Origin of the sequence: Microbacterium gorillae, assembly GCF_050990725.1 — a bacterium.
GTDB lineage: Bacteria > Actinomycetota > Actinomycetes > Actinomycetales > Microbacteriaceae > Microbacterium > Microbacterium gorillae_A.
Map to the genome: position 1 here is coordinate 899020 of NZ_CP158844.1, position 20891 is coordinate 919910.

16 protein-coding genes are annotated in these 20891 nt (G+C 68.8%); 12 read left to right on the plus strand and 4 right to left on the minus strand.

Going from position 1 to position 20891, the window contains the following annotated elements; translation table 11 throughout:
• Positions 1-2: 2 nt before the first annotated feature.
• From ABTV68_RS03900 to ABTV68_RS03955, 12 genes are all read left to right on the plus strand, one after another.
• Positions 3-1961 (plus strand): DUF2264 domain-containing protein, encoded by a 1959-nt coding sequence (locus ABTV68_RS03900; protein WP_433676316.1) that lies wholly within the window; start codon positions 3-5, stop codon positions 1959-1961.
• 56 nt (positions 1962-2017) lie between these two features.
• Positions 2018-3346 (plus strand): extracellular solute-binding protein, encoded by a 1329-nt coding sequence (locus ABTV68_RS03905; protein ID WP_433676317.1) that lies wholly within the window; start codon positions 2018-2020, stop codon positions 3344-3346.
• Between the two features lie 70 nt (positions 3347-3416).
• Positions 3417-4355, plus strand: coding sequence for a carbohydrate ABC transporter permease (locus ABTV68_RS03910; RefSeq protein ID WP_433676318.1), 939 nt, complete (start codon positions 3417-3419; stop codon positions 4353-4355).
• A complete protein-coding gene (locus ABTV68_RS03915) occupies positions 4355-5257 on the plus strand; it encodes a carbohydrate ABC transporter permease (RefSeq protein ID WP_433676319.1) in 903 nt (300 codons plus the stop codon). The genes ABTV68_RS03910 and ABTV68_RS03915 overlap by 1 nt, the downstream gene beginning before the upstream one ends.
• Before the next feature lie 2 nt (positions 5258-5259).
• Positions 5260-5934, plus strand: coding sequence for a ferredoxin-NADPH reductase (locus tag ABTV68_RS03920; protein WP_433676320.1), 675 nt, complete (start codon positions 5260-5262; stop codon positions 5932-5934).
• Positions 5935-5976: 42 nt separating this feature from the next.
• The gene (locus tag ABTV68_RS03925) at positions 5977-7158 is read left to right on the plus strand and encodes a glycoside hydrolase family 88 protein (RefSeq protein ID WP_433676321.1); all 1182 of its coding nucleotides are present in this window, start codon (positions 5977-5979) and stop codon (positions 7156-7158) included.
• A 4-nt stretch (positions 7159-7162) separates the two neighbouring features.
• Positions 7163-8083 (plus strand): fumarylacetoacetate hydrolase family protein, encoded by a 921-nt coding sequence (locus tag ABTV68_RS03930; protein ID WP_433676322.1) that lies wholly within the window; start codon positions 7163-7165, stop codon positions 8081-8083.
• Entirely contained in the window at positions 8080-8844 is a 765-nt protein-coding gene (kduD, locus tag ABTV68_RS03935) for a 2-dehydro-3-deoxy-D-gluconate 5-dehydrogenase KduD (protein ID WP_433676323.1), read from the plus strand. The genes ABTV68_RS03930 and kduD overlap by 4 nt, the downstream gene beginning before the upstream one ends.
• A 32-nt stretch (positions 8845-8876) precedes the next feature.
• Positions 8877-9707, plus strand: a complete 831-nt coding sequence (gene kduI, locus ABTV68_RS03940; protein WP_433676324.1) for a 5-dehydro-4-deoxy-D-glucuronate isomerase — start codon at positions 8877-8879, stop codon at positions 9705-9707.
• On the plus strand, positions 9704-11629 hold the full coding sequence (locus ABTV68_RS03945; protein ID WP_433676325.1) for a glycoside hydrolase family 35 protein: 1926 nt from the start codon (positions 9704-9706) through the stop codon (positions 11627-11629). The genes kduI and ABTV68_RS03945 overlap by 4 nt, the downstream gene beginning before the upstream one ends.
• 237 nt (positions 11630-11866) lie before the next feature.
• Complete coding sequence (locus ABTV68_RS03950) at positions 11867-12346, plus strand: hypothetical protein (RefSeq protein ID WP_433676326.1); 480 nt, start codon at positions 11867-11869, stop codon at positions 12344-12346.
• A gap of 89 nt (positions 12347-12435) precedes the next feature.
• Complete coding sequence (locus tag ABTV68_RS03955) at positions 12436-13296, plus strand: sulfurtransferase (RefSeq protein ID WP_433676327.1); 861 nt, start codon at positions 12436-12438, stop codon at positions 13294-13296.
• Between the two features lie 87 nt (positions 13297-13383).
• Here ABTV68_RS03955 and ABTV68_RS03960 read toward each other — a convergent pair whose 3' ends face one another.
• From ABTV68_RS03960 to ABTV68_RS03975, 4 genes are all read right to left on the minus strand, one after another.
• On the minus strand, positions 13384-13779 hold the full coding sequence (locus ABTV68_RS03960; RefSeq protein WP_433676328.1) for a VOC family protein: 396 nt from the start codon (positions 13777-13779) through the stop codon (positions 13384-13386).
• A gap of 4 nt (positions 13780-13783) precedes the next feature.
• Entirely contained in the window at positions 13784-14779 is a 996-nt protein-coding gene (locus ABTV68_RS03965; RefSeq protein WP_433676329.1) for a permease prefix domain 1-containing protein, read from the minus strand.
• A gap of 1 nt (position 14780) precedes the next feature.
• The gene (locus tag ABTV68_RS03970) at positions 14781-15170 is read right to left on the minus strand and encodes a PadR family transcriptional regulator (protein WP_433676330.1); all 390 of its coding nucleotides are present in this window, start codon (positions 15168-15170) and stop codon (positions 14781-14783) included.
• 150 nt (positions 15171-15320) lie between these two features.
• A complete protein-coding gene (locus tag ABTV68_RS03975) occupies positions 15321-20753 on the minus strand; it encodes a fibronectin type III domain-containing protein (protein ID WP_433676331.1) in 5433 nt (1810 codons plus the stop codon).
• Positions 20754-20891 lie beyond the last annotated feature (138 nt).

The following is a 20891-nucleotide window of genomic DNA, read 5'->3' on the forward strand; positions in this document are numbered from 1 at the left end:
TCGTGGTTCCTCCCACCCCCGCCTCGACCGCCGCCGGTTCGCCCGACTGGACGCGCGACGAGTGGGTCGCGTTCGCCGACCGCCTCCTGGACGGAGCTCGTCGCCACGCGTCGCCGGGTGCGGGACGCATCACCCCTCCCGGAGCCGAGGGCGGCTACGGCCACGACGTCGACGGCCTGGAGGGCTTCGCCCGCACGTTCCTGCTGGCGGGCTTCCGCATCGCCGGTGCTCGCGGCGAAGGTGTGGATGACCTGATCGACTTCTACCGCCGCGGCATCATCACCGGTGTCGACCCCGAAGCTCCGGACCGCTGGGTGCGCCCGGACGAGCACGCGCAGGCCAAGGTGGAGGCGGCGTCGCTCGCGCTGATCTTCGATCTGACCCGCGAGTGGATCTGGGACACGCTCGACGCCGTCACGCAGCAGCGCGTCATCGACTACCTCGCCCTGGTCGTGGGAGACGAGACCTACCCGCGCAACAACTGGCTGTGGTTCCGCATCGTGGTGGAGACGTTCCTGCGTTCGGTGGGCGGCCCGTGGTCGCAGGCCGACATCGACGCCGATCTTGCCCTGCACGAGACGTTCATCCGCGAGGACGGCTGGCTCTCCGATGGCGACGAGCGCGCCTACGACCACTACGTGGGCTGGGCGCTGCACCTCTACCCGGTGCTGTGGGCGCGGATGGCCGGTGCCCGCGAGATCGGCGCCGACCGTGTGGACGCGGACATCGCCCGCCTCGATCGCTTCCTGCAGGACGCCGTCGCCCTCGTCGGTGCCGACGGCTCGCCGCTCATCCAGGGTCGCAGCCTCATCTACCGCTTCGCCGCCGCCGCTCCGTTCTGGATCGGTGCGATCGCCGAGGTTCCCTCGGTGTCTGCCGGTGCGCTGCGGCACGCCGCGGACCGCATCGTTCGTCACTTCGCCGACGCCGGTGCGCCGAACGCCGACGACCTGCTCTCGATGGGCTGGCACGATGAGTGGCGCGAGCTCGCGCAGTCGTACTCCGGCCCCGCTTCGCCCTACTGGGCCACCAAGGGCCTCGTCGGACTCCTGCTTCCCGCCGACCACCCCGTTTGGACGGCACCCGCCGAGCCCCTTCCGGCCGAACAAGGTGGCGACCTCCGCGCGGTCCGCTCGGCCGGGTGGATCGTCTCCACCACCGCCGAGGACGGCATCGTCCGCGTGATCAATCACGGCGCCGACCACGCGATCGGCGGCGGCGACCTCGTTGGAGACTCTCCGCTGTACACCCGCATCGGCTACTCCACGGCCGTGTCGCCGCTCGCAGATCAGCGCGCATGGACCGAGCCCTTGGAACAGTCGGTCGCCCTGGTCGACGCCACCGGCGCCGCCACCCACCGTGCGCCGATGATCCTTCGTCAGGTCGCCGTGCAGGGCGAGACCGGTGTGGCCTCGTCGTCGTGGACCGCGCACCTGCTCGGGGAGATCCCTGCGCAGCGCGCCCACGGATCGGGACTCGCCGGCGAGATGATCCCGGTCACCGGCATCGAGACCATCTCGATCGTCCGCGGGCGCTGGGAAGCGCGCCTCGTGCGAGTCCAGGCCAACGCGGGCTTCGAGCCGCAGGAATGGACCCTCCGCGTCGGCGGATGGGCGCTCGCCGGAACCGACGTGCACCACGTCTCCGAGGGCGCTGCAGCCTCGGCACTGCAGGACGATCTCGTCTCCCGTATCGCCGACCCCACCGGGACGGCCACCGCAGCCGTCGTGCTGCGCGAGGACGCGAGCCCCCTGGGCCCCGTCGCCGCGGTGCCCGTCCTCGAGTTCCCCGTGCGCCCCGGCGAGTGGGCCACCGCGGTGCTCGACCTCACCCGCGACGACCAGCCGGTCGGCGCCCCCGCAGACGTCCGGATCCCTGAATCCGGCAGCACCGTGACCGTGACGTGGCCCGATGGGGTCACCACCGAAACGGTGATCGAAGACATCCGCATCGTCGCGTGACGAGGCGGAACCCCCCGCGGATCCACCGGGTCCGTCTTGCAAAGGAGCAGCAACTCATGAACCGCAAGTTCGTAGCAGCAGCGGGACTGGCAACGGTCGCCGCACTCACCCTCGCCGGCTGCGCCGGTGGCGACTCGGGCAACACCGGCGGCTCGGGCGAATCGACCGAGGGCTCCTCGGGCTCGTCCGTCAAGCTCACGATGTCCGCCTGGAACGTCACGTCCACCCCGGAGTTCCAGACGCTGGTCGACGGCTTCGAGGCCGCAAACCCCGGCATCACGATCGAGCTCAAGGAGTACGACGCCGCCGAATACAACACCCTCATCACCACGGACCTCGCCGCTGGTTCGGGCCCCGACATCATCACGCAGAAGGAGGTCAAGTACCTGACCACCTTCCAGGAGGGCGGCCAGCTGGCCGACGTCTCCGACGTGGAGCTGCCGGACGGCATCGCGGGTGCGGACTCCTACAAGGTCGACGGCACCGCGTACGCCACCCCGTATCGCAACGACCAGTGGGTCCTGTTCTACAACAAGGCGCTGTTCGAGCAGGCCGGTGTGGCCACGCCCGACGGAACCTGGACCTGGGACGACTACCAGAAGGCCGCCGACGACCTGAACAAGGGTCTCGTCGCCGCCGGCTCCTCGGCCAAGGCCGTCTACCAGCACCGCTGGCAGTCCACCGTCCAGGGCTTCGCCAACGCGCAGGTCAAGGGTGCCGACATCCTCGAGGGCAAGATCGACCAGTTCGGGCCGTACTACGACCGCACGCTCGCGCTGCAGAGCTCGGGCGACCAGATCGACTTCAACACGTCGTCGGCCAACCAGCTCACCTACCAGGGCGAGTTCGGCAAGCAGAACGCCGCGATGGAGCTCATGGGCTCGTGGTTCGTCGCCACGCTGATCGCTCAGCAGGCGTCCGGCGACGCCGACACCTTCGAGTGGGGTATCGCGCCGGCACCGCAGGCCGACTCCTCCACCACGGGCCTGGACAAGACCCCGGTGACCTTCGGTGACCCGACCGGGTTCGGCATCAACGCCAACGCGTCCGCCGACAAGCAGGCTGCCGCGAAGAAGTTCCTGGCCTACGCCGCCAGCGAGGATGCCGCCGTCTCCCTGGCGAAGATCGGCATCACCCCCGCGCTGGTGAACGACACCGTTGTGGACACGTACTTCGCGGCCGACGGTGCCCCCACCGACGACCTGTCGAAGTTCACCTTCTCCACGCGTGAGATCGTCGCCGAGAACCCCACCTCGTCGAAGACCGCCGCGATCCAGGGCATCCTCAACGACATGCACTCCGCGATCCTCTCCGGCTCGACCACGGTCGAGAAGGGCCTCGCCGAGGCGAAGGACCGCCTGAAGAACGAGGTCGGCGTCGGCTGACGCCCCCGGTGGCCGGCCCTCGAGGGCCGGCCACCCCTCCACTCACCCGTTTCGCAACCCGGAGGTCTCCATGACGTCTCCCGCCGCCACCCGCAAGGGCGGCACCGGAAAGGGTGAAACACTGCCCCGTCGCCGTTCGCGCCTCGCGCTGCGTAACGCGTTGATCGGGTGGAGCTTCATCCTGCCGAACTTCATCGGCTTCGCAGCCCTCACCCTCGTTCCGGTGATCGTGCTGTTCTACATGTCGCTCACCAACTGGAACGTGTTCGGGGGCAGCCAGTTCGTCGGCCTCGCCAACTTCACGCGCCTGATGGGCGATGGGAGCTTCCAGATCGCGTTCTGGAACACCATCTACTACTCGGTGCTGCACATCCCGCTCACGATGATCGTGGCGCTGTCGCTCGCCCTGCTCCTGAACAACAAGATCCGCGGTGTCGCCTTCTTCCGCACCGCCGCGTTCTTCCCCTACATCACCTCGATCGTCGCGATCGCGCTGGTGTGGAACCTGCTCTTCAGCCCGGACGCCGGACCGATCAACGAGATCCTGCGCGCCATCGGCATCCAGAACCCGCCGGGGTGGCTCACCGACCCGGCCTGGGCGATGCCTTCCGTCGTCATCGTCAGCACCTGGCGTGACATGGGCTACTACATGATCCTGTTCCTGGCCGGTCTGCAGACCGTTCCGCGTGAGCTGCACGAGGCCGCTCGCATGGACGGCGCGAGCACCTGGCAGCGCTTCGTCAACGTGACGCTGCCCTCGCTTCGGCCCACCACGTTCTTCGTGACCGTCATGCTGACGATCAACTCCTTCAAGGTGTTCGACCTCATCCTCGTGATGACCAAGGGCGGCCCGGGTCAGTCGACCCTCGTGATCAGCCAGTTCATCTATAAGAAGGGCTTCGAGGAGAACCAGTTCGGCTACGCCTCCGCCGCGTCGGTCGCCCTGTTCTTCCTCTGCATCATCGTCACGATCATCCAGTTCTTCTGGAACAAGCGGAGGAGCGCCTGATGAGTGAGACCATGGCCGTCACCGTCGACAAGCGGAGCCTCCGCACCCTCGGCGATCGTCCCGTCGGCAAGAAGCAGGGCCGCCGCACCGTCGGTCGCGTGCTGCTGTACGCCGTGCTGATCGTGTTCGCGATCTTCCTGCTGGTGCCGTTCGCGTGGATGGTGCTGAGCTCCCTGAAGGCGCCGAATGACGTCTTCTCCGTCCCCGTGAAGTGGCTGCCCGAGATCTGGGTGTGGCAGAACTACGTGGACATCTGGACCAAGTCCAACATCGTGGTGTGGCTGCGCAACACGCTGTTGCTCGCGGTGGTCGTCACCACGCTGCAGATCCTGACCGGCTCGTTCGCCGCGTACGGGTTCGCCCGCATGCGCTTCAAGGGTCGCGACGCGCTGTTCCTGCTGTACATCGCCACCATCGCGGTGCCGTGGCAGTCGTACATGATCCCGCAGTTCATCCTGCTGTCCAACCTCAAGGTGTCCAACACCCTGTGGGCGATCATCCTGCTGCAGGCCTTCGGCGCGTTCGGCGTGTTCCTCATGAAGCAGTTCTACGAGACCATCCCCGAGGAGCTCAGCGAGGCCGCTCGTATCGATGGCCTCAGCGAGTACGCGATCTGGCGCCGCATCATGCTGCCGCTGTCGATCCCGGCCATCGCGAGCCTCGGTCTGCTGACGTTCGTGAACACCTGGAACGACTACCTCGGACCGCTCATCTACCTCCGCAGCCCGGACCTGTGGACCATGCAACTGGGTCTGAAGAACTTCGTCTCCAACCTCTACGACACCAACTACGCGCTGCTGTTCACCGGCCTCACCATCTCGGTCATCCCGATCGCGATCATCTTCATGCTCGGGCAGAAGTACTTCGTCGAGGGCATCGCCACGAGCGGTATGAAGGGCTGATCATGAAGCGCATCCCGCACGGAGTGTACGCGACCGTCTTCTCGGTGGCCGCGCTCGGACTGATCGTGAACATGCTGCTGCTCATCGGCGCTCTGCCGCTGGTGTTCCTGCTGATCACGACCGATCCGATGAAGTCGTGGCCGCTGCTCGCCGTCGCGCTGCCGCTGGCGGCGCCGGCGCTGGTCGGGGCGTTCACCGCGTTCCGCGAGTTCGGTCTCGGCGGCCTCGGTCCCGTGCGGGCGTTCTGGCAGGGGGTGCGCGCCGCAGGGCTGCGCGCCCTCGGCTGGGGCGTCGCGGTCACCGTCGTGCTGGTGGTGCTCCTCGTGGACGTGCGCGCGCTGTCGAACACCGAGTTCGCCGTGGTCCTCGTGCCGCTGCTGCTCGTGCTCGCGGTGCTCGTGACCGCGATCGGCATCGTCGGCCTGGTCGCCATCGCGGAGGTGCCCGGTGCCCGCTTCGGTGAGGTGCTGCGCTCGGCCACCGTGCTCGCGGTGCGGCGCTGGTGGCTGACGCTGGCCACCCTGGCGATGATCGCCGTCCAGTTCGCCGTGTTCACCACGGCCCCCGCCCTCGCCATCGGCATCACGGCAGCCCCGGTGCTGTACGTGGCCTGGTCCGGTTCCCGATACTCCCTGCGGCCCGTGCTTCCCGCCGAGCCCGCTCCCGCGTCGGCCTGACGCATCCGTCTTCGACGCCTCCTACAGAAAGCAGTTCCTCCCATGACGTCTCCGTCCCGCGTGAGCATCGACACCGACGCCGCGATCGCCACCGTGCTCGACACAGTGCGCCGCACCATCATCGCCTTCCCGCCCGCCGAGGGCGTCTTTCCTGACGACACCACCAACGACGGCGAGCACTACCCGCTGCGTCACGCCGAGAACGGCATCCCGGTCGGCGGCAACGGAGGATGGACCACGTCCTTCTGGCCGGGCATGGAGTGGATCGCGTACCAGCTCACCGGCGACGAGGAGTTCAAGACCGCCGGGCTCGCGCACCTCGCCGACTTCGCACGCCGCGTGGACGCCGAGGAGGACCTGGAGACGCACGACCTCGGCTTCCTGTACACGCTCGCCGCGGTCGCGCCGTACCGTCTGCTGGGCGACGAGGAGGGCCGCCGTGCCGCCCTGTCGGCCGCGAACCACCTGATGACCCGGTTCCTGGAGCCGGCCGGCATCATCCAGGCCTGGGGCACGCTGTCGGACCCGGAGCAGCGCGGTCGCACCATCATCGACAGCCTGATGAACCTGCCGCTGCTGTCGTGGGCCTACGAGCAGACCGGTGAGGAGCGCTTCGCCGACGCCGTGCGCCGTCACGCCACGCAGCTGCGCATCAACATCATCCGCGAGGACGACACCACCTTCCACACGTTCCACTGGGACCCGGTCACGGGGGAGCCGCTGCGCGGCACCACCGCTCAGGGTGCCGCGGACGACTCCTGCTGGGCGCGCGGTCAGGCCTGGGGCATCTACGGTTTCGCGCTGAACCACCGCGCCACGGGCGACGCCGAGCTGCTGGACGCCGCCTGGCGCTGCGCCGACTACTTCCTGGCTCACCTGCCCGAGGACAAGGTCGCGTACTGGGACCTGGTGTTCACCGACGGCTCGGGCGAGCCGCGCGACACGTCGTCGGCGGCGATCGCCGTGTGCGGACTGTACGAGCTGGCCGACATCGAGGGCCCGGGGGAGCGCGCCGACCGCGCCATCTCTGCCGCCGACGAGATCCTCGCCTCACTGATCGAGAAGTACCGTCCGGTGTCGCCGGACGCGCACACGGTGCTCACGCAGAGCGTCTACAACAAGCGCAACGATCACGGCGTCGAGGAGGGATCGCTCTGGGGCGACTACTTCTTCTTCGAGGCTCTCGCCCGTCACGCCGACCCGGCCTGGCGTCCGGCGTGGTGACGACATGCGCCTGATCCGTTTCACCACCGGCGGTGAGGTGCGCACCGGCGCCCTCACCACCGCCGGCGACGTCGTCGACCTCGCCGCCCACGGCCTGGCCGCCGACCTCGTCGAGATCCTCGGCTCGGACGAGCTCCTCTCGCGGGCAGCCGCCATCGTGGAGACCGCGCCGTCTCTGCCGCGCGACAGCGTCGCGTCGGTCCTGCCGGTGAGCCCCGGGAAGGTGCTGGCGATCGGCTACAACTACCGCGGACACGTCCCGCCGGGAGCCGATCCCACAGCCGACGACCCCGCGTTCCCGGATGTCTTCGTGAAGACGCCGAACACGCCGGCGTCCGCGTCTACGGGTGTCGTCGTGCCCGCCGTCGCCTCCGAGGTGGATTACGAGGGCGAGATCGGTCTGGTCATCGCCCGCCGCGCGCACCGGGTCCCGGTGGAGGACGCGCTGTCGCACGTCGGCGGGTACGTCGTGCTCAACGATGTCTCCGCGCGTGACTGGCAGCGCAAGGGATCGCAGATGACGCTCGGCAAATGCTTCGACGGCTTCCTGCCGATGAGCGACGTCGTCGTCACGCGCGATGAGATCGCCGACCCGCAGGACCTGCTCGTCGAGGTCGTCCGCGACGGTGAGGTGACGGTCTCGCAATCGACCGACTCGATGATCTTCCCGATGGCGTTCCTGGTGCATCACCTGAGCCAGGCGATGACCCTTGAAGTCGGCGACGTCATCTCCACCGGCACCCCGCAGAAGCTTCCGGCGGCGCAGGAGACGCACCGACACATCATTGCGGGCGACGAGGTCACGGTCCGCGTGACAGGGTTGGGGGAGCTCACCACGCGCTTCATCGCCGACCCCGAGTCCGCCGACAACACCGCTTCCGACACGAACACGGCTTCCGACATCAACACTGGAGTGAACGCATGATCCTGGACAGCTTCCGACTCGACGGGAAGGTGGCGATCGTCACCGGATCCAGCCGCGGGCTGGGCCAGGGCGCCGCTCTCGCGCTCGCCGAGGCCGGTGCCGACATCGCGCTCCTGAACCGCGGCGACGCCTCGGAGACCGCGGCCGCGATCGAAGCGCTGGGTCGGCGCGTCCACAGCGTGCACGCCGACTTCGCAACCGCCACGTCCGCCGACATCGAAGCGGCCGTCGCGGAGATCGAGCGTGAGCTGGGTCGCATCGACATCCTGGTGAACAACGCCGGCACGATCCGCCGCGCCCCGGCGAGCGAGTACTCCGAGGACGACTGGAACGAGGTGCTCACCGTCAACCTCGACAGCGTGTTCCACCTGTCGCGCGCTGTCGGCAAGCGTCTGCTCGCCCAGGGCAGCGGACGCATCATCAACGTGGCCTCGATGCTCTCGTTCCAGGGCGGCATCCTGGTGCCCGCCTACACCGCCTCCAAGCACGCGGTCGCCGGTCTCACCAAGGCGCTCGCCAACGAGTGGGCGACGTCCGGGGTCACCGTGAACGCGATCGCGCCCGGCTACATGGCCACCGACAACACGGCCGCCATCCGCGCCGACGAGGCACGCGAGGCCTCGATCGTGTCGCGCATCCCGATGGGTCGCTGGGGAACCCCCGCCGATCTGCAGGGTACGTTCGTCTATCTCGCATCCGACGCCGCCTCCTATGTCACCGGGACGATCATCCCGGTGGACGGCGGCTGGCTCGTCCGCTGACCCGCCGAGCTGACATCCCAGAAGGAGAAATCATGCAGCAGCGCTACGCCACCAACCCGGCCCAGATTCCGGGCATGACCACCGCGGATCTCCGCGAGACCTACCTCATCCCCGAGGTGTTCGTCCCGGGCGAGATCTCGCTCACCTACACGCACCACGACCGCATCGTGCTCGGCGGCGCGCAGCCCGCAGGACAGGTGCTGGAGCTGACCGGCTACCCCGAGATCCGCTCCGAGACGTTTCTCGAGCACCGCGAGCTCGGCATCATCAACGTGGGTGGGGAGGGCGTCGTGACCGCGGACGGGGAAGAGTTCACGCTCGTCTCCGGTGCGTGCCTGTACCTCGGTCGCGGGATCTCGGCGGTGTCCTTCCGTGACGCAGCCGAGGGATCCGGCGCGCAGTTCTACCTGTTCTCCGCCCCGGCGCACACCACCTACCCCACGCAGCTCGTCGCTCCGGGGGAGGGCACCGTGCGCGAGCTCGGCGACCAGCTCACCAGCAACCGCCGCACGCTCAACCAGTACATCCACGAGAACGGCATCCGCAGCTGCCAGATCGTGATGGGCGTCACCACCCTGCACCCCGGGTCGATGTGGAACACCATGCCGGCGCACACGCACGACCGCCGCACCGAGTGCTACCTCTACTTCGACCTGCCGGAAGACCAGCGCGTCGTGCACATCATGGGCGAGCGCGAGGAGACCCGTCACCTGATGGTCGCCGACCGGCAGGCCGTGATCTCCCCGAGCTGGTCGCTGCACTCGGGTGTCGGGTCTGCCTCATACTCGTTCGTGTGGGCGATGGCAGGCGAGAACCAGGCATTCGACGACATGGACGCGGCTCCGATCGTCGACCTGAAGTGACAGCGGAACCGCAGACGTTCGCGATCGGCGAGGAGGACTTCCTCCTCGCCGGTCGGCCGTTCCGGATCCTCGCGGGGGCACTCCACTACTTCCGGGTGCACCCCGACCAGTGGCGCGACCGCATCCGCAAGGCCCGGCTGCTCGGCCTCAACACCATCGAGACCTATGTGGCGTGGAACGCGCACGAGCCGTATCGCGGGGAGTGGGACGCCAGTGGCGGGCTGGACCTCGGCCGCTTCCTGGACATCGTGGCGGAGGAAGGGATGTACGCGATCGTGCGTCCCGGTCCGTACATCTGCGCGGAGTGGCACGGCGGCGGTCTGCCGTCGTGGCTCACATCGATTCCCGGGATTGGCCTCCGTCGCAGCGAGCCGCAGTACCTCGCGATCCTCACGGAGTACCTGCAGCGGGTCTACGACATCGTCGCGTCGCGACAGATCGACCGCGGCGGCAATGTCATCCTGGTTCAGATCGAGAACGAGTACGGCGCCTACGGCAGCGACAAGGAGTACCTCGCCGAGCTGGTCCGCGTGACCCGTGACGCCGACATCACCGTGCCGCTGACCACCGTGGATCAGCCGGAGCCGCAGATGCTGCGCGATGGATCGCTGCCGGGACTGCACCTCACCGGCTCGTTCGGCTCCCGCGCTGCCGAACGACTCGCCACCCTGCGCGAGCATCAGCCGACCGGACCGCTGATGTGCTCGGAGTTCTGGGACGGCTGGTTCGACTGGTGGGGCACGAAGCACCACACCACCGCCGCCGCCGACTCCGCGCGGGAGCTGGATGCTCTGCTCGCCGCCGGCGCGTCGGTGAACCTGTACATGTTCCACGGCGGGACGAACTTCGGCCTCAGCAACGGCGCCAACGACAAGGGCCGGTATCTGCCGATCGTGACGTCGTACGACTACGACGCCCCGCTGTCCGAGTCGGGGGAGTTCACGGAGAAGTTCTGGGCCTTCCGCGACGTCATCGCGAAATACGCCGACGTCCCGGCGCTTCCGGCGGGTGTGGGTGCTGGAGTCGGTGCGGGCACCGGCGGTGTCGGCGTCGGCTCGGAAACGGGCGATGCTTCGCTTGGTGCGGGTGCGGGTGCGGGTGCGGGTGCGGGTGCGGGTGCGGGTGCGGGTGCTGGTGCTGGTGCTGGTGCTGGTGCTGAGGCCGAGGGCGATGCGGTCGATCTGCGGGCGGCTTCTGCCCCTGCGCCGGCGTTCGATGTGCCGTTGTCGCCGGCTGGTTCGTGGATCGGTCTGTTCGGGGTAGGTTCCTTCCCGCAGCCGCCGACGTTCGATGATCTCCGCGTGCCGGGGGGAGTGCTCGTGTACGCGACCGCCCTGCCGGATGACGCGGCCGGCATCCTCACCTTCGCGGACGTGCGGGATCAGGCGTGGGTGTCGGTCGACGGTGTGCCGGTGGGCACGATCTCGCGGACGCGCTCCGAGCGCAGCATTCGCATCCCCGCCGGGCAGCGTCTGACGGTGGTCGTGGAGGAACAGGGCCGCACCAACTACGGTCCGCACATCGGAGAGGCGAAGGGGCTGATCGGTCCCGCGGTGCTCAACGGTGCGGAGCTCACCGACTGGGACGTCGAGGTGATCGCCGAGCGTGACCTGGAGGCGCGGGCTTCCGCGCCTGTGCCGGGCGAGGTCGCGGCGATCGCCCCGAGGTGGACGGGCGAGTTCGATCTGTCGGAGCCCGCCGACCTGTTCCTGGATCCCGCCGAGGCGCGGAAGGGCTTCGCGTTCGTGAACGGCTTCTTCCTCGGTCGGTACTGGCGTAACGGTCCGCAGCGGACGCTGTACGTGCCCGCTCCGGTGACGCACGCGGGTCGCAACATCGTGACGCTCCTGGAGCTGGAGCATCTCGACGCCCCCACTCTCGCCTTCGCCCCGCGCCCCCTCCTTGGCCCCACGGACGAGTAGGCCCGTCGACGGCGAACCCCGGTCTCAGAAGCTGTTGGATCTCCGCGTCGGACAGCCGTATGTGAGACCGGGGTTCGCCGTGGTCTCACAAGCTGTCGCCTCACAAGCTGCCGGCTCTCCGCCTCGGGACAGCCGTCACTGAGACCGGGCTCGCGCCGACCTCACCGCAGGCCCTGCTCGGCACCGACGCCTGCACCCGCAAAGAGCAGGACCAGCCGGCGGCGATAGGGTCGAGGGATGGCATCCGTCCCCGTGAGCGTCCCGGTTCCGGGGCAGTCGCCGATCGCCCTGCAGCGTCGGATCGACGGGTGGATGAACGCGACGCGCAGCGCGGGGACCTATCGGCGTCGCGGAGACCGGATCCGCGTGCTGCGCCGGATGCTCGGCGCCGGTGTGTACCAGCTGCCGAGCGGTGTCGTCCTGGAACTGCGCATGCTCGAGGCGGAGGACGGCACGGTTCTCACCGGCCGCGCACGCACACGAGTGATGGACACGATCCTGCTGCTGACCTTCGGCGTCGTTGCCGGTGGCATCTTCCTTCTCCCGCTGCTCGGCGTCGTGACCGGGCAGCTGCCCAGCGTGGCGGACATCGCATGGGCGACCGTGGGCCTCGTGATCTTCGGTGGCATCACGGTGGGGATCATGATCGCCGATGGCCGTCGACTGCGACGGACGGTGCCGGAGATGACGGAGTCACTTCTCGCCGACCTCGGCTGAACCCACCGCCGTCGTGAGCACATGACGTCGTGTGTCGGCGGGTGACGAAACACGGCCCTGACACGCCCGTGATTGTTCAGCATGGAATCATGGCTTCGCCTTTGATCTCTGTCACTCAGCTCGCGGATCTGCTGCGGGACGGTGTCGAGGTCTGTCTGCTCGATGTGCGCTGGCGCCTCGACCAGCCCGAGGGGCGGCCCGAGTACCTCGACGGACACCTGCCCGGCGCGGTCTACGTCGACCTCGAGCGCGAGCTCGCCGAACACGGCCATCCCGAACAGGGGCGACATCCGCTGCCCAGCGACGACACGCTGCGTGCGGCGGTGCGTCGCTGGGGGCTTCGTCGCGGGGCGCGCGTGGTGATCTACGACGATGTGCACTCCGTCGCGGCCGCCCGTGCGTGGTGGGTGCTGACCCACGCGGGCATTGCGGATATCGATGTGCGGGTGCTGGACGGCGGCTTGCGCGCCTGGGCGGCGGCGGGCCTCGGGCTGGAGACCGGCGACGTGCAGCCGCCGGTCGGCGACGCGGAGGTCGAGGGGTTCGGCGAGCAGCTGGGGATGGTGGAAACCGCCCGGTGGCCCCAGCACGGCGTGCTGCTGGACGTGCGATCCGCGGAGCGGTACCGCGGCGATCCGGACACGCATGACCCCGTGGCCGGTCACATCCCGGGGGCGAGGAACCTGCCGACGACGTATCACCTCACCGGCGGACGCTTCCGCACGCCGGCTGAGATCCGCCGGAACTTCGCGTCGCTGGGTGTCGACGAGACCGTCCCGGTTGCGGCCTACTGCGGTTCCGGTATCGCGGCGGCGCACACGGTGCTGGCCGGCGCTGTCGCCGGGCTCGACGTGGCGCTGTATCCGGGGTCCTGGAGCCAGTGGTCGCGCACTCGCGGTCGCGAGGTGGCCCTCGGGATGACCCCCGCTCAGCGTATCCGCCGCGTCTGAGTCCAGCCGAGCGACCTGCGTTCCGGTCCCTGAGCGCCCTTCGTCTCGCTGCGCTCGCTCAGCGACCGGGGCGGGTGAGGCCTCCGCTCAGCTCCCGGGATTGTGCATGAACTCGAGGCGGATGCCGGAGGGATCCTCCACGAACGAGGCGTAGTAGCGCTCGTTGAAGCGGGGATACAGCTTGGGTGCCCGGACCTCGCTCCAGCCGGCATCCAGCGCCACGCGATGCAGGCGATCCACCTCGTCGCGGGAGTCCATGGCGAAGGCGAGATGCTGCCAGCCGGACTCGCCGTGGCGATGGCGGTCGTTCGTCTCACGCGCCTGGAAGATGATCAGCTCGGTCTCGTCGCCTTTGTGCCAGGCGGCCGAGTGGTCGTCGGCCCCGCCGAACTCATAGCCGAGGGCCGTGAAGACCGCGCCGAACTGCTTCAGCGCGACGGGGAAGTCGACGACGGACATGCCGAGGTGGTCCACGAGTGCCATTGCGTCATCCTCTCACTCGTCCGGCGGACCGGCGGGCGTGGCGCCAGCCGTCGACGGCGTCCCAGGCGCAGACCGCGACGATCGCGGCGCAGAGGAGGACAGCGAGGATGCGGAAGATGCCGCCCTCATCGGCCGACTGGAGGTTGGCGTAGTGGAAGTCCTCCCCGCCGTGCAGCACGATGAGGGCGAGCACGTCGGGATTGATCAACTGGCCCGTGGTGATCAGCCACAGCGAGATGGTCGCGAACGCCACCGCCAGCAGCGTATTCACCGAGGCGGTGATCGCGGTCCACCGGCGCTGACGGAACACGGCGATCGCCACGGCCGCCTCGCCGAGCACGATCACGAGGAACATCAGCATCCACACCGGCCACAGCCTCGGGTACAGCACGGGGACGATGTCACCCTCGACGAAGACGAACCCGCGGAACCGATCCCACAGCACGGCCGCGATCGACGCGCCCAGGAAGACCAGCGATCCCACGAGATTCGACACACTGGCGCTCTCCTCCCGCGGTTCCGGCAGCTGATCCACCGTCCACGTCGGGACGGGACCGGTGCCCGCGCGCTCGAGCAGGAAGAACACCAGCGTCACCCAGAAGCAGAGGTGAACGATCACAGAGATTCCCACGCTCACCGCGTTGCCGATGATCTGCCCGGCGGGCGCGTTCGAGATCGCGAGCCCGAGGGCGACCGCCGCCATCACGCTGATCGGGACGATCCACAGCAGCAGCTTCAGCAGCCGCCACCATGTCATGAAGTAGCGGGGGCCGATGAGGAACAGCGGACGATCGGCGTAGCCAGCGGCGAGCACCCCCGGATCTCCCAGGCCGTTCAGCACGGCGCGCTCGGCGTCCTCCGCGGGTTCGCCCTGCTCCACGCGTGCCTCGACCGCGTCGGCGATGGAGGTTGCCAGTTCCTCGCGGACGTCGTCCTGCAGCTGCGGGCGGAGGCTCCGCACGGTGGCGTCGATGTAGCGTTCGGTCAGTGTTGCGGTCATGTCAGCTCTCCTTGTCGTGCGGGGTAGCACTGTCGTGCGGGGTGGCACTGTCGTGCGGGGTGGCACTGTCGTGCGTCAGTGCCGTGATGGCCTCCGTGAGCGTGAGCCACTCGCGGGTGAGGGTGTCGGCGAGATCGATCCCCGCCGCCGAGGTGCGGTAGAACTTGCGCGGTCGCGTCTCGTCGGTGTTCCACTCGCTGGTGAGGTGGCCCTGCTTCTCCAGGCGCCGCAGCAGCGGGTAGAGGGTGTTCGCGTCGGTGGGGAAGCGCGCGGCCTCCAGCTGCTCCAGCAGGGCGTATCCGTAGCTCGGAGTGCGCAGCAGCTGGAGGCAGGCCAGCACCACGGTGCCGCGGTGCAGCTCCTGCAGATGGATGTCGGTGGTCTCTCCCATAGCCACACAATACTGTGTGAAACACACTATTGTCACGCGCTCGCCTAAAACAGCGTCGCCCCCGAGAAACCCATCCAAGTCCGAGAAACCCCGCAACGCAGGGTTTCTCGGACTTGCTTGGGTGTCTCGGGGGCGAGACGTGACGTGGGACTACTTGGTGACCTTCACGGTGAGTGGCGCACTCGTCGTGGTGCCCGCCGCGTTGGTGAACTCCACGGTGTACACGTAGGTGCCCTTCGGCTTGCCCGACACCGTGGTGGTCGCCCGCTGCGCGGCCGGGGTCGCCGCAGTCAGCGTGCCCGCTGCGATCTCGCTGCCGTTCTCGAGGAAGCGGTAGGAGGTCGCGTTCATGCCCCACCACAGATCCGCGGTGAGCGTGAAGCTGCCGGCTCCGCCCTTCGCGTTCGACGACAGCGCCGGCTTGCCGGGATTGGCGTCGGTGACCTTCACGGTCAGCGGCTTGGTCGCCGTCGTGCCCTTCGAGTTCACCAGCTCACCCGTGAACACGTAGGTGCCGTTGCCGAGCCCCGCGATGTCCACGGTGGCGCGCTGCGCCTGCGGGCTGTTCATCGTGAGCGGCGCCGTGGCCACAGGCTCGCCGTCGCGGAAGAGGCGGAACAGCTGCGCGTTCTCGCCCCACCAGAGGTCCATCGTGAGGGTGAACGTGCCGTCCTTCAGCCCGGTGTCCCAGCCGTCGTTCGACGAGAGCACGCCCACGCCGGGCGCGGTGGCGGCATTATCCGGACCCACCTCGGGGAGTGTGACCTCCGCGGTGGCGGCAGACCGCTCGCTGGTGCCGATGGCGTTCACCGCGACCACCTCGAACGCGTGGGTCGAGCCGTGCTCCAGTCCGGTGATCGTGCACGATGTCTCGGTGGTCTCGCACACCACCGTGTCGGTGCCCGCCGCGAACACGCGGTAGCCGACGAAACCGGGACCGCTGGGCGACGCGGCGCTCCAGGAGACGCCGATCGACGTGTCGGACGCGGCGATCGCCACAGCATCCGCCGGTGCACCCGGCAGCGTCTGGTCGGCCACCGCGAGCCAGGAGATCACGGGCTTCTCGCCGCCCGCACCCTCGTTGGTGACCACGTACTCCACCGTGGCCGCGGCGTCGAGCGTGAAGGTGAGATCCGCCGTGAGGCGTGGTGCCGAACCCGACAGGGGAATGTTGCCCTTCGCCAGTTCGACCCCGTCCACCGACACCGTGTGGTTCATGGTGCGGTTGAGGTTCCACCACTCCGTGAACCCGCCCGTGAGCGTGTAGGTTCCGGCGTCCAGCGGCAGGCGGTAGATCAGGCGCGTCGTGTCCTGATACAGCCCGGTGGAGAACTTGTCGGTGATGTCGGTGGTGCCCTTGGTCTTCATGCCGTCGGCCACGTAACCCCACGATGTGGCGTCGGGGGCGACCCGGTCCACTGCATCGTTGCGCAGCGCCGCGGAAGCCGCCACCGCCGTGTAGGCGGGGGAGGCGACGCCGTTCGTGCCGGAGTCGATGAAGTACACCGGGGCTGCGGGAATCACCTCGTAGCGGGCGATGACCGTCTGCTCGCTGTCGGCGAGACGGCCGGTGACGCGCAGGGTGTCGTAGACCGCGCGCTTTGCGGTGACGGACGCCTCATCCCACACCACGGCGCGTGCCGTGCCGGCCACATCCACCGTCTCCGGCAGATCGCCGGCGACGCCGATCGCCCCCTGCACGCCGAGGTCGCGCGGCAGGCGCTGGACGGCCACCAGGGCGAGTCGCCCGTTGTAGCCGCTCGTGCCGTTCGTGCCGAACTCGACCGTGACCACACCGTCCGCGTCCAGCGTGATGGGCTGTGCGATCGGCGTCGCGGCACCCGTGGATGTGGCCGTCTTCGTCGTGGCGGCGACGCCCGGTGCGGACACCTTCGTGTACACGTTGGTGGTGAGTCCCGCGCGCGGCGCCTGCACGGCGACCACGCTGTAGGAACCCGCCGGCAGCGTCAGCCGGTACGTGACCGGCTTGTTGTAGTCCACACCGAGGTACGACGATCCCCAGTCCTGGGCGTTGCCGGCGTCGGCAGCGGTCGCCGTGGTGGCGTACCCCCATGTAAGCCCCGCGGCCGTGCCGTCCCACTTCTGGTCGGCCACCGCGTTGCGCAGCTGCGGGAAGGCGGCCAGAGCCGCAGCCTGCACCGAACCGGCCGCAGCTCCCGAGGATCCGGAGTCGATGAAGTACTCCAGGTCCGCGGGGATCACGATGACCCGCGCCGTGAAGCGCTGGTACAGGCCGTTGCCGAGCTTCGCGGTCGTGCGGCCGGTGGCGGTGAACGCGCCGAGTTCCGCCGTGCTGGCCGCGTTCTCGCGTGCGCTCAGCGCCCACGTCACCGGCAGCTCGCCCTCGGCCAGAGCCAGCTCGGCCGGCAGGGTTCGGGCACCCGCGGTGATCGCGATCACACCGAGGTCGCGGACGTCGGGACTGACGTCCTTCGGAACGAGGCGATCGATCGCGGCGGTCAGTCGGGCGCCGAGCGCGAGGGCGCCCTCGGCATCGAGGCCGAACGCGACCGGATCCGCCACGGCATCGCGGGCGTCCGTGAGGATCGCGGCGAACACCGCCCACGTCTCGGGGGAGTACTCGGCTTCGGTGATGTCCGCGGTGGCGTCGACCACGGCGGCGAGTGCCGCGGTGTCGACGGCGGCGGAATCGGCCGACGCGGTGACCACGCCGACGGCGTCCACGTTGATCGACGCGGTGTTCGCGGTGCGGATGGTGACGGTGTGCTCACCGTCGCGGAGCCCGCGCAGCTGGTACGCGGTGCGTTCGCTGCCCGCGCTCCACGTGGGTGCGCCGGTGACGATGTCCACACCGTCGACCACCACATCCAGCGTCGGCGACCCGGAGTTCGTGCCGATGATGTCGAGGCCCGTTCCGGTGAAGGAGTACGTCATGGACGCGCCCTTCGCCGTGGACTTCGAGGCGGTGCGCTGCCACTCGTACATGCCCTGGCCGTTGACGTGGCTCCAGTTCTGGTCGAACTGCAGCACGGGCACCGAGGTGTCGGCCCAGCTCGTCTGGTGCATCCCGTCGATCATCGCGGAGTACCAGGGCGTGTAGCCCGGCACCGTGGTGACCTTCAGGTTGTCGAACTGCACGAAGGTGAAGCCGGAACCCAGCTGGATCCGACCGGTCGCCTGCGGCGTGGGATCGGTGTAGCTGGCGATCTCGACGCCGTTGACGGATGCCGTGTAGACGGCGCCCGCGACACGCACCGCGATGGTGTTCCAGACCCCCGCCCCGGTGCGGAAAGCCGCCTGTGGAACCGAGGTCAGGGTGCCGCTCGCCACCGACGTGCCGAAGCGCATCAGGCTCCACGCACCGGTCGGGTCCACCCGCAGCTCGGCGGCGGAGACGTTCTGTCCGTTTGCCGTGCCGCCCTGCTCGCGCGCGCCGATCGTGGCGTACGCGGACGACGTGCTCTCGAACAGGACGTCGGCCGAGACGGTGTAGTTGGCCCAGCGGGCGTCGCCGATGGTGGTCTTCGGGTCTCCGCTGTTCCAGGCGCCGCCCGCCATGCCGGGACCGACCTGCTGGCGTAGCACGCGGCCGTGCGCAGCGTCCTCTGTGGCCACCGACTCGAACGCGCCGTTGGTGTCGTTCGTGTAGCGGGGGATCACGCCGGCGCGTGCCGCCGAGGTGGCGGGCGTGCCGTCGGGTGAGGCGCTGGCGCCACGAGCATCGAGGAACGAGGTGCCGGAGTCGACCAGCTGGCCGGTGGCGGGGTCGTAACCGGAGATGTTCGGCAGGCCCGCGTAGTCGAAGTCGTCGGCGTACAGGTAGTCGTCGTCGGTCACGCCGTTCACGGCACCGGTCGCGTCGGTGTCGAGGACGTCGCGACCACCGTCGGCGGCCGTGTACTCCGCCGATGTCGGAAGCGTGTTGCCGAAGCCCTCGCGCGGGGTGAGCGTGCCATCGGCACCGGCCGCCGCGTGGTCGAGGGTGGTGAGCGTGACGGTGGACCAGGGCTTCACCGTCACGGTGTACGCACCCGCGTTCGGGGTGAGTTCGGCGACGGGACGGACGTAGTTCGCGTCATAGCTCTGGCCGGCATCGGCGGCGCGGGTCTCCCAGACCTCCGCCGTCGCATCCTCGCCGAGCGCAAGATCCTGCGCGACGACGCGGTACGTCCGCGTGAAGCTGCTGTCGTTGACGATCACGGTCGAGAAGTCAGAGGCGTCGGGCGCGGCGAGCGTCGTGTACGAGTTGCCGCCGGCGCGGGCCCCGCTCGGCGGGTTGCCCGTGCCCAGCGTGCTTCCGGAAGCCTGCGGGATCGCGCGCCAGATGCCCGCGGTGTTGTCTGCGTTCTCCCACCCGAGGGTCGCGAACTGCGTGAACTGGGCGAGCACCGCCAGTCCGCCGTCGTAGTAGGTCCAGCCCGACCAGGGATCGCGGGCGCTGACCAGCTCCTTGGAGGAGTACTGGAAGCCGTCGTAGAAGGATCCGATCGCCGGCTGGAAGATGTTGAGCGTGCGTCGCGAGGCGGCGAAGCCGGTGGTGATCCAGTTGCCCATCTCCAGGGCGCTGTTCGTGCCGCCGAAGGAGGTTCCGAAGCCGCCCTGCTCGTCGCCCGCGTTGTTGTTCGGACGGTCGGCGGAGTTGGAGAACGTCGACTGGCCCTCCGAGTTCCACACCTCCTGATCGAACTGCTCCGCGAACTTCTTCAGGTTTCCGGAGCCGTCATCAGCGCTGGAGTAGTGGAAGCCGAGGATGTCGACGGCGTCGCGCAGTGACGAGTCTCCCGCTGTCAGCGCATTGCCGAACGACGTGGGCGGGGTTCCGACGGTGTCCGCGGCGACCGTGCGGATCGCACGGTAGAGGTCGCCCTCCTCGACGGACGCGAAGCCGTTGTTCGGGTCGTCCGCCGTAGCTCCCTCGTAGCCCTTCGTGTCGGTGCGCAGCCAGGAGGAGAAGTCCTTGTACAGCTGGATCTCCGGGCTCGACGTCTCGTTCGTGTCGGGGTTGATGGAGTCCACCATCAGGCCGTACTCGCGGTAGGCCGCCAGCACCGTGTTCTTGAACCAGACGTACTGGTCCTGGTGGGAGGTGACCCAGGCGGGGCGGTTCCAGCGCAGGATGCTGACGTGCACGTCGCCGTGGGCGACGAGCTGCGCGTCGGCGGCCAGCTGGAAACCCGGCTCACGCTGCACGTTGGGATACTCGTCCCGGCTCCGCATCGTCGCGGGGTTCGGACCCGTCGAGGTGTTGCGATCGTTGCCCATCTCGATCTTGACCGTGTTCATCAGCGGGTGATCGCCGCCGAACAGCGTCTCGATCAGCTCCCAGTACTTGTCGGGATGCTGCGCCTTGTAGTCCAGGAGCAGGGCGCTGGTGGAGTTGGCGCTGAGCACGCCGAAACCCTTGAACGTGAGTCCGTTGACGTTCTTCGCCGCTGCCGCGACGTCCGCGCCCGACACGGTCACCGTGACGGTGTCCGCGGGAGCCGCGATCGCGCTCGTGGGTATCAGCAGTGGCGCCGCGATCAGAGCGGCGCTCGTGGCGGCGATCCAGGATCGTCGCGGTCGGGCGCGACCTCGACGATCGTTCTGCGGACGGGGCATCCTCGCCTCCGACATGGGCACTCTCCCTTACGGTGCTCGCGCATGAGGGGCACGGCTGCGTGCCCTCCGCTGATCCTGGCCGGTCGCGTGGCCGAGTTCCATTCAAATGATCAGAAACGTTCATGCTTGATCGAATAC